The organism is Pilimelia anulata (genome assembly GCF_014647895.1).
Classification (GTDB): domain Bacteria; phylum Actinomycetota; class Actinomycetes; order Mycobacteriales; family Micromonosporaceae; genus Pilimelia; species Pilimelia anulata.
Genome location: NZ_BMQB01000002.1, coordinates 417,418 through 430,934, shown reverse-complemented (window position 1 = coordinate 430,934; position 13,517 = coordinate 417,418). Strand labels below are relative to the sequence as shown.

Here is a 13,517-nt window from a genome sequence, read left to right as displayed (position 1 = left end):
AGGGTGGATGAGCAGCGAACAGCGGCGCACGGTGGTGGACCTGTCGCATCCCGTCCGCGCGGGCATGACCACGCACCCGGGGCTGCCGGGGCCGGAGATCACCGACCACCTGTCCCGGGCGGCGGCGCGGGAGGTGTACCCGGCCGGGACGGAGTTCCAGATCGGCCGGATCTCCATGGTCGCCAACACCGGCACGTACGTCGACGTGCCGTTCCACCGGTACGCCGACGGCGCCGACCTGGCCGCGGTACCGGTGGCCGCGCTCGCCGACCTGCCCGGCCTCACCGTGTCGGCGACCGGGGACCGGGCGGTGACGCCGGCGGCGTTCGCCGCGGTCGAGGACGCGATCGCCGGGCGGGCGGTGCTGATCCGGACGGGCTGGGACCGGCACTGGGGCACGGACGGGTACGGCGCGCCGGACCACCCGTACCTGACCGCGGCGGCGACGGCCTGGCTGGTGGCGCGGCGGCCGGCGCTGGTGGGCATCGACTCGGTGAACATCGACGACCTGGCCGACCGGACCCGCCCGGCGCACACGGTCCTGCTCGGCGCGGGCATCCCGGTGGTCGAGCACCTGACCAACCTGGCGGCCCTGCCGGAGCGGGACTTCCGCTTCACGGCGGCCCCGGTCGCGGTGGCGGGCATGGGCACCTTCCCGGTCCGCGCCCACGCCGTCCTCCCCTGAGCCACCCGACCGACGCGGTGGGTCGGGCGCACGCCGCACGCTCCAGCGGTTCTCGTGGCCGGGGCCCGGGTCGTGACGCGCGTGTGGGGGTCGGGTGCGGCCGGCGCGCCGGTACCGTGCGGGTCGACGGCCGGCCGCGTCGGCGCGTCCTCACGCCAAGCAGGGGTACACCTGGTTGATCGCCTGCCGCAACCCGGCCTTCTCCCGGACCACCGCGTGCCGGCCGCCGGGGAGGCGCAAGTGCATCGCGAGGTCGAGGTGGCCGGCGTCCTCGGCGGCCTCTCCGAGCGCCTCCACAGCGGCGGCGTCCAGGGAAGAGACCCGGAGGAGGTCGATGACGAGGGTGGACACGTCCTCGTCGAGCAAGTTCTGTAGGGCGGTGTCGAGCTGTGGACCCGCGGCGCCGTCCAGCGGACGGTCGGCCCAGATCAGGGCCGCCTCGCCGAGTCGGATCAGGGTGAAGGCCGCCATCGCTACTACCCCCGGTACGCGCCCGGGTCGCACCCCTGTCGCCCTGGATGGCGGCGACTCATGCAGTCCCGTGCCGCAGTTCTACGCGCTGACGGGATGATGTGGGGTTACTCCCCGTACTCAACAGATAGCCAAAACGTTACGGCACCGGCGTTGCACGGGGCAAACATCACGAACGGCCATTCCGGTGAGTCCGCTCACGCTTCGCGGGGTGCTGTGGAGCCGCCGCCGGCACGGTGCCCCGCCCGGAGCGGAGAAGCCGAGACTGCGGGCGCTGGTCCTCCTCGTTTCGTGGGGTCGGCGGTGTCGTACCCGGCGGGGATGATCGTGGGGTGTTGATCGCGGTGGCGCCCGACGGTTCCGGCGGCGGTGAGCTGTGTCCGCTGGGGCCCGACGGAGCCGTTGCCGAGTCGCCGGCTGCCGTGTCCGATCTCGCGGCGGCGGTCGCGGAGTGGGAGGCGCGCGCGGCGCCGCGCTGGCTGTGGGCGTCGGCCGCCGGTGTGGCCCCGGGGCTGCTGCGGGCCGGTGTCCGGGTGGGCCGCTGTCACGATGTGGAGTTGGTCGAGGGGTTGCTGCTGGCGTGCGCGGGCCGGTGGGGCGAGCCGCGTTCGGCCGCCGCGGTGGTGGCCCGGCGCGACGGCCGCCCGGCACCGGCCGACCCGCCGGCCAGGGCGGCCGAGCCGCCGGGTGGCGGGCAGGGGGCCCTGTTCACGCCCGCGGTGGCCGGGTCCTTGCCGGACGTCGTTGCCGGGTACGGCGACCAGGTCGCCCGGCTGGCCGCCGGGCCGGAGCCGGGCCGGCTGCGGCTGCTGGCGGCCGCGGAGTCGGCGGGTGCGCTGGTGGCCGCGGAGATGGGCCACGAGGGGCTGCCCTGGCGGGCCGACGTGCACCGCGACCTGTTGGTGGAGCTGCTCGGCGCGCCGTCGCCGGTGGGCGGGCCGCCGGCCCGGCTGGTCGAGCTGAGTGCCCGGATCGCCGCGGCGTTCGGGGTGCGTGCGCTGCACCCGGAGCGGCCGGCCGAGGTGGTGCGCGCGTTCGCGCGCGCCGGTATCCCCGTGGCCAACACGCGGTCGTGGGTCCTGCGCGGCGTCGACCACCCGGCGGTGCCGCTGCTGCTGGACTTCAAGGAGCGGTACCGGATCTGGACGGCGCACGGCTGGTCGTGGCTGGACGCGTGGGTGCGCGACGGCCGGTTCCGGCCGGAGTACGTACCGGCCGGGGTGGTCTCGGGCCGGTGGGCCACCCGCGGCGGTGGAGCGCTCCAGATCCCGCGGGTGATCCGCCGGGCGGTGGTCGCCGACCCCGGCTGGAGGCTGGTCGTGGCCGACGCGGGGCAGTTGGAGCCGCGGGTCCTCGCCGCGATCTCCGGCGACGAGCGGCTGGCCGCGGCGGGCGCGTCCGGCGACCTGTACGCCGCCCTCGCCGACGGGGCGTTCGGCGGGGACCGGGCGAGGGCGAAGGTGGCGCTGCTGGGAGCGATGTACGGCCAGACCGGCGGGGCCGCGGTACCGGCGCTGGCCGCGCTGCGCCATGGCTATCCGGTGGCGTGGGAGTTCCTGGAGGCCGCGGCGCGCACCGGGGAGGCCGGTGGCCTGGTCCGCTCCTGGCTCGGGCGGACCTGCCCGCCGCCGTCGGCCGACGCGCGGGACCTGCTCGACGGGGGCCCGGGCGAGCCGGTGGGTCCGGTCGGGTCGGAGTCCGACGGTGCTGCCGCGCGCTCGCGGGCGCGGGCCCGGGGCCGGTTCACCCGCAACTTCGTCGTCCAGGCCACGGCCGCGGAGTGGGCGCTGACGCTGCTGGCCACGCTGCGTACGGCGTTGTGGGGCATGCGGGCCCGGCTGGTGTTCTTCCAGCACGACGAGGTCGTCGTGCACTGCCCGGCCGACGAAGCAGCGGCGGTCACCGCGGCGATGTCGGCCGCCGGGCGGCAGGCGGCCGGGTTGCTGTTCGGCGCGACGCCGGTACGGTTCCCGACCGACGCCAGGGTCGTCGACTGCTACGCCGACGCCACGCACTGACCGGCTCGAAACGATCGGGTCACCGGCGGTCCGCTGGGGTCGCGGAGTCCGGCACGCCCGGGTAGTCGGGCAGCTCGATGCCGTTGATCGCGCGGTCGATCAGGTCGGCGGGCCACTCCTGCGGATCGGGCGCGGCTTCCGGCCCCGCGACGTCGAGGCTGCGGGCGTGCAGCCGGCCGATCTCCTGGTTGGCCTCGACGAACGGGCGCATCCGCCGTTCGTGGGCGGCGAACCCGGCCGCCGGATCCCAGCCGGCGGCGGCCAGCTCGCCGGCCAGCAGGTAGGCGCCGACCAGGGCCAGGCCGGTGCCCTGCCCGGACAGCGGCGAGGAGCTGAACGCCGCGTCCCCGAGCAGCCCGACCCGGCCGCACGACCAGCGCTCCATCACCACCTGCGCAACCTGGTCCAGGTAGAAGTCCGGGGTGTCGTCCAGGTGGGCGAGGAGGCGCGGGGTCAACCAGCCCATGTCGTTCATCTGCTCGCGCAGCAGGCGCTTCTGGGCCGCGATGTCGCGGTGGTCGACATCGAGGCCGGCGGCCGGGAACGAGAACATGGCCATCGCCCGCGTGGCGTCCCGGAGGGGCCGCAGCCCGGCGGAGCGCCCGGTCCCCGAGTCCTGATGGTCGATCAGCCAGCGGTCCAGCCCGAACTCGTTGGGCACGGTGTAGAAGGCCATCATCCGCCCGAGGCGGCGGACGAACCGGTCATGCGGCCCGAAGACCATCGCGCGCAGCGCCGAGTGCAGCCCGTCGGCCCCGACAACCAGGTCGAAGCGCCGCCGGTCGCCGCCGGCGAATGCCACGTCGACCCCGTCGGTGTCCGGGGTGAGCTGGGCGATCCGGTCGCCGAAGACGTACTCGACGCCGTCGCGGGTGTCGTCGTACAGCACCCGCGACAGGTCCCCGCGCAGGATCTCGATCTCCGCGATGTACCCGTCGCCGCCGTGGTCGTCCGCGCGGTGGGTCTCCAGCACGTTCCCGTCCACGTCCACGGTGTACGCGCCGGCGGTGTCGGTGCACGCCGCGCGGACGGCCGCGTCCAGGCCCATCCGGCCGATGACCTCCCTGGCCACCCCGCGCGCGTCCACCGCCTGCCCGCCGGGGCGCAGCTCCGGTGCCCGCTCCACCACGGTCACCTCGGCCCCCCGCCGACGCAGCCAGTGGGCCAGTGCCGGCCCCGCGATGCTCGCCCCCGACACCAACACCCTGATGCTGCTCAACGTACGCCCCCGCTCACCCGACCGGCTCACTGCCACGATCGTACGGCCGCGAACCGCAGCCACCGGCCGGCACCGGGGGCCCACTCCTCGGGATCTGCCGCAATGGGGCTCGACGCTGCACCATCGCTGGTTCGGCCATGGCGGGATCGGCTGCCGAGCAGTCGGCCCGGCTGGGGTGGTCTGCGTTACCCTCTGCTTACCGCGGCGGTCGCGCCCGAGGATCCGCGGCGTGGAGTCCGATCCCGAACGGCACGAGGAGACACCGATGACCGACCCTGTCGGCGACGCCGATCCCACCGCTGACGCCGAGGCGGGAGCCGAGGATCAGCCCCAGCCCTTCGAGAACCGGGCGGCACGTCGGTCCAAGGGCAAGGCGACCCCCAACCGCGCCGGGGGTGCCGCAAGCCGCGTCCACGGCCGTTCCGGAACGGTGCAGAGCCCTCGCCAGTACGGCACCCGCCGAAGCGGCTGATTCGACAGCAGCGGGCGCATCCCGTCGCCCGACTCCCGAGGATCGGCATGACACCCGGTACCGGATCGCGGGCTCACGGGGTGGCCTGACGCCGCGACCGCCGCCGCGGACGGCGCTCGCGCCGGGTCAGCGGTGGTGGTCGAGCCAGTCGAGGATGGCGTCCAGGGCCGTCAGGCCCGCGTCGCTCGTCAGCAGGCCCGCGCTGCGCCCCGGGAACAGCAGCGGGCCGTGGCCGTACTCCCCCGCCGCCGCGGCCAGCCCCGCCGCCGACGCGCCCGGGTCGTCCGGGCAGCCCGCGACCAGTACCGCCGGCCGGCCGGCGACCGCCTCCGGCGGGCCCAGCCGCCACCGCCGCCAGCGGCCGACCGGCGCCGGCGCGAGCAGCACCGCGGCCGCCGCCGGATACCGGGCGAGCGCGTACCGGGCCACCACCGCCCCCTGCCCGTACCCGAACAGCACCGCCCGGCGCGGCAGCCCCGCCGCCGCCTGGACCGCGTCGTGCACATGCACCCGCAGGCCGCGCGCGTCGGCCAGCCGGGGCGAGCGCGGGGTGAGCGCGTACGCCGGGTAGCCGCGCCCGGCCGCGTGGTCGAGCCAGCGGGCGGCGAAGCTCTCGGCGCCGTGGCCGCGGTCGGGCAGGCAGAGCAGCGGCGGCCGGTCGGGGGCGGCGGTGGGCGGGGCGCGGTGGGCGAGGTCGCGGTCGTGCGGCGGTACCGGGTCGGCCCACTCGCCGGTCCGGACCAGCCGGGTGCGGCCGGTGACCGGGCGGCCGGTCATCGGGCGGCCGCCGGGGCGGCCATGCGGTCGAGCAGGGCCTGGAGGGCGAGCAGGTACCGGTGCGGGTCGACCTCGGCGTGGTGCCGCGGGGTGTCCACGGTGGGCGCGGCGAAGTCCCCGGCGGCGAACAGCGTCGGCCGGACGGCCGCGGCGCGGACCGGGTCGGCGTGCCACAGCCGCAGCCAGCGGGCGACGGCGACGCTCTGCCAGTGCATGCCGGGCCACATCCCGCCGGCGGTCTGCGGCAGCCCGACGACGGCGAGGGTGGGCTGCTCGGGGGCGAAGACGTGCAGGCCGAGGCGCGGGCGCTCGTCGTCGCCGAGCAGGCTGCCGGGCAGGAAGTCGTACCGGGGCCGGTAGCCGGTGGCCAGCACGACCACCTCGGGGTCGATGGTGCGGCCGTCGGTCAGGTGGACGACCTTCCCGTCGAACCGCTCGATGTCCGGCACCGGGGTGATCAGGCCGTGGCCGATGTGGTGCGGGAGCTGGCTGTTCACGGTCGGGTGGGCGGCCAGCGGCGGGTGGTCGGGGCGGGGCAGCCCGTACCGCTCGGGCGGGCCGACCGCGCGGTGCAGGATCCGGGCGGCGATCCGCTGCCGCCAGCGGCGCGGCAACGGCGCGGCGCGCAGCCGGGCACCGGCCTGGTCGACCGGGCGGCCGTGCAGGTACTTGGGGTACAGCCAGTAGCCGCGCCGGGTCGAGTACCAGCACGCCGCCGCCTGCCCGGCCAGCGCGACGGCGAGGTCGGCGGCGCTGTTGCCGCCGCCGACGACGAGGACGCGCAGGCCGCGCAGCCGGTCCGGCTCCTTGCACTCGCCGGCGTGCAGCACCCGGCCGGGGTAGCCGTCCTGGCCGGGGTAGTGCGGGCGGACCGGGTGCCAGTGGTGGCCGTTGGCGACCACCAGGGCGTCGTACCGGGTGACCCGGCCCGGCGCGTCCCCGCCGGTGCTGGCGGTGGTGACGTCCCAGCGCAGGTCGGGCGTGGGGTTGACCCAGGTGACCTCGGTGCCGAACCAGATGTCGCGGGACAGCTCGAAGTGGGTGGCGTACCGCTCCAGGTACTCCCGGGCCTGCCGGTGGTGCGGGTAGTCCGGCCAGTGGTCGGGCATCGGGAAGTCGGGGAACTCGGTCATCGGCCGGGACGAGATGAGGTGCGTGGCGGCCGTGACGGGGCTGCGCTCGTGCCGCCAGTTCCACAGCCCGCCGACGCCGGTCTCCCGCTCGTAGCAGTCGACGTCGAAGCCGTGCTCGCGCAGGTTCTTCACGGCGGCCAGGCCGGCGGCTCCCGCCCCGACGACGCAGACCGCGCCACCGCGGTCGGCGACCGCGGACTCGTTGTTCACCGGTCCTCCTCGTGGGCGCCGCGCCGGCGCCGGTGCACAGAGGATTGTCCCGACGCCGCCGCGGCCTGTCCAGCGCCCGGGTCAGGCCAGGTCGTAGGTCGCCACGATCGGGAAGTGGTCGCTGGCCCGCCGGCTGTCCGGGGTGTCGACGACCGCGTACCGCAGCAGCGCCGGCCGGTCGTCGGTCAGCAGCACGTCGATCCGGCGGGTGGCGCCGGCGGCCGGGTACGTGGGCCGCTCGTCGCCGGCCCGGGCGGCGGTGTCGGCGTACCGCTCGGTGAGCAGCGCGTGCGCCGGCCCGCCCGGGTCGTCGTTGAGGTCGGCGCCGACGATCAGCGGGGTGTCGACGGCGCGGGCCGCGCGCAGGAAGTGCCGGGCCTGGGCCGGCCGCTCGGCCGGGTCGGTGGACAGGTGGGTGCCGGCGACGGTGAACCGGGCCGCGCCGACGCTGCACTCGGCGAAGCAGGCGCCGCGCAGGTGCCGGCCGGGCGTGAGCGGGTACCGGACGCACCGGGTCGCCCGCACCCGGACCCGCAGGCCGGTCAGCACGACGTTGCCCAGCGAGTCCAGGCCGCCCCCGCCGACGACCATCCCGACCCGGCGGGCGAGCGCGGCGCACTTGGTCCGCCAGCGCCAGCGCCGCGGCCCCTCCTGGATGATGAGGACGTCCGGCGCCACCGCCCGGACGGTGGCGGCCAGCGCGGCGAGGTCGTCGCGCTGGGTGTGCACGTTGTACGACATGACGGTGATCCCGGTACCGGACACGACTCGCCTCCCGTGCGCGCTGGTCAGCCGCGGGCCAGGTCCGCGGCGCCGATCACCCCCGCGTCGTTGCCCGCGACGGCGGCCCGGATGGGCGCCGTCGGGTACTGCGCCCGCCGGCCGAGCTGCGCCGCGTACGCGTCCCGGGCCGGGCCGAGCAGCAGGTCGCCGGCCTCGACCACACCGCCGCCGATGACGAACAGGCCGGGGTCGAGGACCTGGGTCAGGTCCGCGCAGGCCAGGCCGAGCCAGTGGCCGACCTCGGCGAACGCCGCCCGGGCGACGTCGTCGTCGGCGAGCGCGGCCGCGGTCACCATCGGGCCGGTGATCGCCGCGGCGGCGCCGTCGGCCCGGCGCAGCAGCTCGGCGGCCCGGTCGGGCTCGGCGGTGGCGCCGGCCCGGGCGGCGGCGACCAGGGCGCCGCCGCTGACGTACCGCTCCAGGCAGCCGCGCCGGCCGCACGGGCACTCCCGCCCCTCCGGGACCACCCGGACGTGGCCCAGTTCGGCGGCGATGCCGTGGGCGCCGCGGTACAGCCGCCCGTCCAGCACGAGGCCGCCGCCGACGCCGGTGCCGACGGTGAGCAGGACCATGCTGTCGCCGTCGCCGGCACCGAACCGGTACTCGGCCCAGGCGGCCACGTTCGCGTCGTTCTCCACCACGACGGGCAGGCCGAGGGCGGCGGCGACGGCGTCCCGCAGCGGCTCGTCCCGCCAGGGCAGGTGCGGCCCGAACCGGACGACGGACCGGTCCGCGTCGATCCAGCCGGCGGCGCCGATGCCGACCGCGGTGACCGGGTGGTCGGCGGCGAGCGTGGCGGCGATGTCGATGACCTGCGCGCGCAGCTTGTCCGGGTCGTCGGTGCTGGTGGGGGCGCGGTGCCGCGCGACCAGCCGGCCGGCGGTGTCGACGACGCCGGCGGCGATCTTGGTACCGCCGATGTCGATGCCGATCGCGAGGCTCACGCGGCGGGCCCGGGGTCGCTCGGGCGGCGGATCGGCTTGCGCACGGCCTTCTTCGCCATCGGCTTGCGCGCCGGCGCCCCGCTGCCGTTCGCCGTGCCGCGGGCAGCGGCGGCGGGCGGGGAATCGGTGGCTCCCGCGGCGGCGGCCGGGTCGGCGCCGGCCGGGGCCGGGTCGGTACCGGCCGGGCCCGCGGCGGCCGGTGATTCGGGGTCGGGGCGGGTGGCGGCGCGCCAGACGTCGTCGGCGCCGCGCCCGCCCCGCGCCGCGCCCGCGCCGCCGCTGCCGGCACCGCCCGCCGCCGCTCCGGCCCCCGCCGCGTCCGCGCCCGCCGCGTCCGCGGCGTCGGCGAGGCTGCGCAGCAGGCTCGTCACCCCGGCCGCGAAGTCCGCCGCGCCGCCCGCGACCCGCTCGGCGAACTCCGGGCTCGGGTCGCGCAGCGCGGCGATCGCCCGGCACAGCGGGCAGACGCAGCAGGCGTTGCCCTCGGCCAGCCCGTCGACCCGCTGGGCCGCGGTGGCCACCATCGCCAGCGCGGTCGCGACCAGCCGGTGCGCCTCGTGCCGGACGGCGGAGTCGTTCACGCCTCGGCCCGCCGCTTCAGCTCGCGCAGGGCGGTGTCCAGGATCTTGCGCTCGGCCTTGGCCTTGAACATCGACAGCATCGGCATCGCCAGGTCGACCGCGAGCGTGTACGTTACGCTGGTCGTCCCGTCCGGGTGGGCGGCGATGTCGTACGAGCCGGTCTGCTTCTTCTGCACCGCCGACGGCGCGGCCAGGTGCCACTCGATCCGGGACAGGTCCTCGGCGTACTCGTACACCAGGGTGTACTCATCGGCGACCATGCCCGCGTCGACCGCGAACCGGACCTCGTGCGGGTAGCCGTCCTCGTACTCGCTGAGCACCTCGGCCCGCTTCATCGCGCCGACCCACTGGGGGTACGCGGCGAAGTCGCAGATGATCTTCGTGACCCGCTCCGCCGGGGCGGCGATCTGAATTGTCTGTGTCGAGGAGTCCGCCATGCTGGGCAGGCTACCCCGAGCGGGGGCAGAATCCGGCTACCGTCGGGGCAGGCGTCGCCGATGGGGTAGGCGAAGTCTCGCGGTCGGGGGCGTACGCGAGGTCGGACGCCCGGCAGAGAGGTGGCCCATGCGCGAGTACGTCGTTCCGCCGCTGGTGGAGTTCCGGCCCGACGAGCACCTGACCGACGCGGTGTGGCGGCACGCCGAGGCGTACCCCGACCACCCGCAGCTCCTGCGCCCGGCCGCCGCCGGCGGCTGGACGCCGGTGACCTGCGCCCAGTTCCACGCCGACGTCGTGACGCTGGCCCGCGGCCTGATCGCCGCCGGCGTCGCGGCGGGCGACCGGGTGGGGCTGATGAGCCGCACGCGGTACGAGTGGACGCTGGTGGACTACGCGCTGTGGGCGGTCGGCGCGGTGACCGTGCCGATCTACGAGACGTCCAGCGCCGACCAGGTCGGCTGGATCCTCGGCGACTCCGGCGCGGTGGCCTGCGTGGTGGAGACCGACGCGCACGCCGACCTGGTCGACCGGGGCGCGCTGCCGGCCCTGCGCGACGTGTGGCGGATCGACGGCGGCGACCTGGTCGCGCTGGCCGGGCGCGGCGCCGACACGCCCGCCGGGGCGGTGGACGAGCGGCGGGCGGCGGCCGGCGTGGACGACCTCGCCACGATCATCTACACCAGCGGCACCACCGGGCGGCCCAAGGGCTGCGAGCTGACCCACCGCAACATGTACGCCGACATCGCCAACGCCCTGCCGCTGCTGGTCGGCACGTTCGACGAGAACGCGCGGACGCTGCTGTTCCTGCCGCTGGCGCACGCGTTCGCCCGGCTGATCCAGGTCGGCGCCATCCAGTCCCGGGCGCAGCTCGGCCACACGGCCGACCTGCTGAACCTGGCCGCGACGATGCGCGACTTCCGGCCGACGTTCCTGCTGTCGGTGCCGCGGGTGTTCGAGAAGGTGTACAACACCGCCACCCAGAAGGCCGCCGACGAGGGCAAGTCGGCGATCTTCGGCCGGGCCGAGAAGGTGGCGGTGGCGTACAGCGAGGCCCGCGACCGCGGCGGCCCCGGCCCGGTCCTCAGGCTCGAGCACGCCCTGTTCGACAAGCTGGTGTACGGCAAGCTGCGGGCCGCGCTGGGCGGCCGGTGCACCGCGGCGATGTCCGGCGGCGCGCCGCTGGGCGCCCGGCTGGCCCACTTCTTCCGCGGCGTCGGCGTGACCATCTACGAGGGGTACGGCCTGACCGAGACCTCCCCGGCGGCCTCGGTGAACCTGCCGGCGGCGACCCGGATCGGCACGGTCGGCCGGCCGCTGCCCGGCGTGGGCGTCCGGATCGCCGACGACGGGGAGATCCTGATCGGCGGCGAGATCGTGTTCCGCGGCTACTGGAACAACCCGGAGGCGACCGCCGCGGCGAAGTCGGCGGACGGCTGGCTGCACACCGGCGACCTGGGCGGCCTGGACGCCGACGGGTACCTGCGGATCACCGGCCGGAAAAAGGAGATCATCGTGACGGCCGGCGGCAAGAACGTCGCCCCGGCCCCGCTGGAGGACGGCCTGCGGGCGCACGCGCTGGTCAGCCAGTGCCTCGTCGTCGGCGACGGGCGGCCGTTCATCTCGGCCCTGGTCACCCTCGACGAGCAGGCGCTGCCGGCGTGGCTGCGGTCCGCCGGCCGGCCCGAGGGCACGCCGGTGGCCGAGCTGCGCGAGGACGCGGCCCTGCGGGCCGCGCTGCAGGAGGCCATCGACGCGGTCAACGCCACGGTCTCCCAGGCCGAGTCGATCCGCACGTTCCGGGTGCTGCCCCGCGACTTCACCGAGGCCGGCGGGGAGCTGACCCCGTCGCTGAAGGTCAAGCGCAACCTGGTCCTGGAGCGGTACGCCGACGAGGTCGACGCCCTGTACCGCCGCTGACCCCGCCGCCCGGCGGGCGCGCGACCCGGGCGCCGGGCGCGGCCGGGCACGGGCCGGGCGGCGGCCGGGCGGCGCGGCGCGCGACCGCACGTGCGCGGCAGCGACCACCCGGCCGTCTACGATCGACGGGTGCGCGTACTTCCCGGCCCCGGTGACCGGCCGTCGACCGCTGCGGCGGGGGCGCCCACCGGCGCGGCCCTGCCCATCGTGGCCCGGCTGGTCCTCCTACTGTTGATCACCGCCCTCGGCTGGGCGGTCACCGACGTCGGCGAGCTGATCTGGCTGCTCCTGCTGGCCGGCTGCGGCGCGCTGGCGGTGGTCCCGGACCGGGAGCCGCTCGGCACGCTCGGCCGGTTCGCCGAGGTGCTGATCGTCGCGTTCGCCGCCACCGGCTTCGCCGGGCAGTCACTGCTGGCCGAGCCGCCGGGCGCGGGGTTCGCGGCGGCGCTGCTGCTGCCGTACCTGTGCCTGCCCGTCTCGACCGCCGCCCGGCTGGGCCGGACCCGGGAGACCGCGGCGCTGCTCGGCACCGCGGTCCTGGCCCTCGGCCTGGCCGGGGCGCTGACCCCGCTGGACGGCGGCCGGCTGCTCGGCGACCGCTGGTTCCTCGCCGCCGCCGTCGAGGGCATCGTGCTGGCCGCGCTGGCCGGCGCGGCCGTGACCGTGGCCGCCGGGCGCACCCCGCCGGAGCCGCCGGCCCCGCCGCAGCCGGCCCCGTACGAGGAGGCGACCCGGCTGCTCACCCAGCTCCGCAGCGTCGCCCGGCAGCTCCCCGGCGCCACGCTGGACCCCGGCAGCATCGCCGAGCACATGCTCGACGACGTCAAGAACGTCGCCCGCACCGACCGGGCCGCCGTGCTCACCGCGAGCGGCGGCGGCCGGCTGGTCGTGCTCACCGAGTCCGGGGTGGACCGGGCCGAGTGGGAGGCCACGATCGACTCCGACTCGGCGCTGGCCGAGGCGTGGGCGAGCCAGCAGCCGCAGACCTCCGCCCGGTCGCAGACCCGCTCGCACGCCGGCGGCGACGTCTCGGCGCTGATCGTCCCGCTGATCGCCGGCGTCCGGACGGTCGGCCTGATGGTGATCGAGGCGGCGGTGTCGGGGGCGTACCCGAGCGACGTCGTCGACCGGGTCACCGCGATCACCGCGCCGGCCGCGCTGCGGCTGGAGGCGGCGCTGCTGTTCGACGAGGTCCGGTCGATCGCGACGAACGAGGAGCGGCAGCGGCTGGCCCGGGAGATCCACGACGGGGTGGCGCAGGAGCTGGTGATCGTCGGGTACGGCATCGACAACGCCCTGGCGACGCTCCCGGAGGGCCCGAACAGCGACGACACCGCCGACACCCTGCGGATGCTGCGCGGCGAGGTCACCCGGGTGATCACCGAGCTACGGTTGAGCCTGTTCGAGCTGCGCAGCGAGGTGGACCGGCACGGGGGCCTCGCGGCGGCGCTGGCGGAGTACGCCCGGACCGTGGGCGCGTCGGCCGGCCTGCGGGTGCACCTGTCCCTCGACGAATCGACCAACCGCCTCCCCGCGGCGACGGAGGCCGAGCTGCTGCGGATCGGCCAGGAGGCCATCACGAACGCGCGCAAACACGCCGCCGCGAGCAACCTCTGGGTGACCTGCGAGGTTGATCCGCCGTACGCGCGGATCGAGATCGCCGATGACGGCAAGGGGCTGCCGGAGCGCCGCCCCGACGGCCGGTACGGACTGACCATCATGCGGGAGCGGACGAATCGCGTACGGGGGCGCCTGGAGATCACCCCGCGCGACCCGAACGGCACAAGTGTTGCGGTAGTAGTAGGAACTCCGCCCCGACGCGATAGCGTGCGCGATAGCGTGAACGCAGCAGAAACGGAGTAATGGAGC

General features: G+C 76.4%; 13 protein-coding genes. 5 read left to right on the top strand and 8 right to left on the bottom strand.

Annotated features, from left to right (window positions below):
• Positions 1-7: 7 nt before the first annotated feature.
• A complete protein-coding gene (locus tag IEY94_RS06715) occupies positions 8-685 on the top strand; it encodes a cyclase family protein (RefSeq protein WP_189169158.1) in 678 nt (225 codons plus the stop codon).
• 150 nt (positions 686-835) lie between these two features.
• Here IEY94_RS06715 and IEY94_RS06710 read toward each other — a convergent pair whose 3' ends face one another.
• Positions 836-1,156 carry an STAS domain-containing protein gene (locus tag IEY94_RS06710; RefSeq protein ID WP_189169157.1) on the bottom strand — a complete coding sequence of 107 codons (321 nt, stop codon included), beginning with the start codon at positions 1,154-1,156 and terminating at the stop codon, positions 836-838.
• Between the two features lie 332 nt (positions 1,157-1,488).
• On the opposite strand from IEY94_RS06710, the gene IEY94_RS06705 reads away from it, so the two are divergent.
• Positions 1,489-3,174, top strand: a complete 1,686-nt coding sequence (locus IEY94_RS06705) for a bifunctional 3'-5' exonuclease/DNA polymerase (protein WP_189169156.1) — start codon at positions 1,489-1,491, stop codon at positions 3,172-3,174.
• Positions 3,175-3,193: 19 nt separating this feature from the next.
• On the opposite strand, the gene IEY94_RS06700 is transcribed toward IEY94_RS06705, so the two are convergent.
• Positions 3,194-4,372 (bottom strand): FAD-dependent monooxygenase, encoded by a 1,179-nt coding sequence (locus IEY94_RS06700; RefSeq protein WP_229783416.1) that lies wholly within the window; start codon positions 4,370-4,372, stop codon positions 3,194-3,196.
• Positions 4,373-4,622: 250 nt separating this feature from the next.
• Between IEY94_RS06700 and IEY94_RS06695 the strand changes: the two genes are divergently transcribed.
• Positions 4,623-4,865 (top strand): hypothetical protein, encoded by a 243-nt coding sequence (locus IEY94_RS06695; protein WP_189169154.1) that lies wholly within the window; start codon positions 4,623-4,625, stop codon positions 4,863-4,865.
• A gap of 126 nt (positions 4,866-4,991) precedes the next feature.
• Here the strand turns inward: IEY94_RS06695 and IEY94_RS06690 are convergent, their stop codons facing one another.
• From IEY94_RS06690 to IEY94_RS06665, 6 genes are all read right to left on the bottom strand, one after another.
• Positions 4,992-5,642, bottom strand: coding sequence for an alpha/beta hydrolase (locus IEY94_RS06690; protein WP_189169153.1), 651 nt, complete (start codon positions 5,640-5,642; stop codon positions 4,992-4,994).
• On the bottom strand, positions 5,639-6,985 hold the full coding sequence (locus tag IEY94_RS06685) for a flavin-containing monooxygenase (protein ID WP_189169152.1): 1,347 nt from the start codon (positions 6,983-6,985) through the stop codon (positions 5,639-5,641). The genes IEY94_RS06690 and IEY94_RS06685 overlap by 4 nt, the downstream gene beginning before the upstream one ends.
• Before the next feature lie 81 nt (positions 6,986-7,066).
• Entirely contained in the window at positions 7,067-7,726 is a 660-nt protein-coding gene (locus IEY94_RS06680) for an endonuclease/exonuclease/phosphatase family protein (protein WP_189169375.1), read from the bottom strand.
• Between the two features lie 47 nt (positions 7,727-7,773).
• Positions 7,774-8,712: an ROK family glucokinase gene (locus IEY94_RS06675; protein WP_189169151.1), complete on the bottom strand. Its 939-nt coding sequence runs from the start codon at positions 8,710-8,712 to the stop codon at positions 7,774-7,776.
• Positions 8,709-9,236 (bottom strand): hypothetical protein, encoded by a 528-nt coding sequence (locus tag IEY94_RS06670; RefSeq protein WP_373291239.1) that lies wholly within the window; start codon positions 9,234-9,236, stop codon positions 8,709-8,711. The genes IEY94_RS06675 and IEY94_RS06670 overlap by 4 nt, the downstream gene beginning before the upstream one ends.
• Before the next feature lie 53 nt (positions 9,237-9,289).
• Positions 9,290-9,730 (bottom strand): SRPBCC family protein, encoded by a 441-nt coding sequence (locus tag IEY94_RS06665; protein ID WP_189169149.1) that lies wholly within the window; start codon positions 9,728-9,730, stop codon positions 9,290-9,292.
• A gap of 127 nt (positions 9,731-9,857) precedes the next feature.
• Between IEY94_RS06665 and IEY94_RS06660 the strand changes: the two genes are divergently transcribed.
• The gene (locus IEY94_RS06660) at positions 9,858-11,648 is read left to right on the top strand and encodes an AMP-dependent synthetase/ligase (RefSeq protein WP_189169148.1); all 1,791 of its coding nucleotides are present in this window, start codon (positions 9,858-9,860) and stop codon (positions 11,646-11,648) included.
• 129 nt (positions 11,649-11,777) lie between these two features.
• Positions 11,778-13,511 carry a sensor histidine kinase gene (locus IEY94_RS06655; RefSeq protein WP_373291227.1) on the top strand — a complete coding sequence of 578 codons (1,734 nt, stop codon included), beginning with the start codon at positions 11,778-11,780 and terminating at the stop codon, positions 13,509-13,511.
• Positions 13,512-13,517: the final 6 nt, after the last annotated feature.

Bases quoted from the DNA above. Each gene is read 5' to 3' on its own strand.
- IEY94_RS06710 (WP_189169157.1), bottom strand. From the start codon at position 1,156: ATGGCGGCCTTCACCCTGATCCGACTCGGCGAGGCGGCCCTGATCTGG.
- IEY94_RS06680 (WP_189169375.1), bottom strand. From the start codon at position 7,726: ATGTCGTACAACGTGCACACCCAGCGCGACGACCTCGCCGCGCTGGCC.
- IEY94_RS06660 (WP_189169148.1), top strand. From the start codon at position 9,858: ATGCGCGAGTACGTCGTTCCGCCGCTGGTGGAGTTCCGGCCCGACGAG.
- IEY94_RS06665 (WP_189169149.1), bottom strand. From the start codon at position 9,730: ATGGCGGACTCCTCGACACAGACAATTCAGATCGCCGCCCCGGCGGAG.
- IEY94_RS06690 (WP_189169153.1), bottom strand. From the start codon at position 5,642: ATGACCGGCCGCCCGGTCACCGGCCGCACCCGGCTGGTCCGGACCGGC.
- IEY94_RS06670 (WP_373291239.1), bottom strand. From the start codon at position 9,236: ATGGTGGCCACCGCGGCCCAGCGGGTCGACGGGCTGGCCGAGGGCAAC.
- IEY94_RS06715 (WP_189169158.1), top strand. From the start codon at position 8: ATGAGCAGCGAACAGCGGCGCACGGTGGTGGACCTGTCGCATCCCGTC.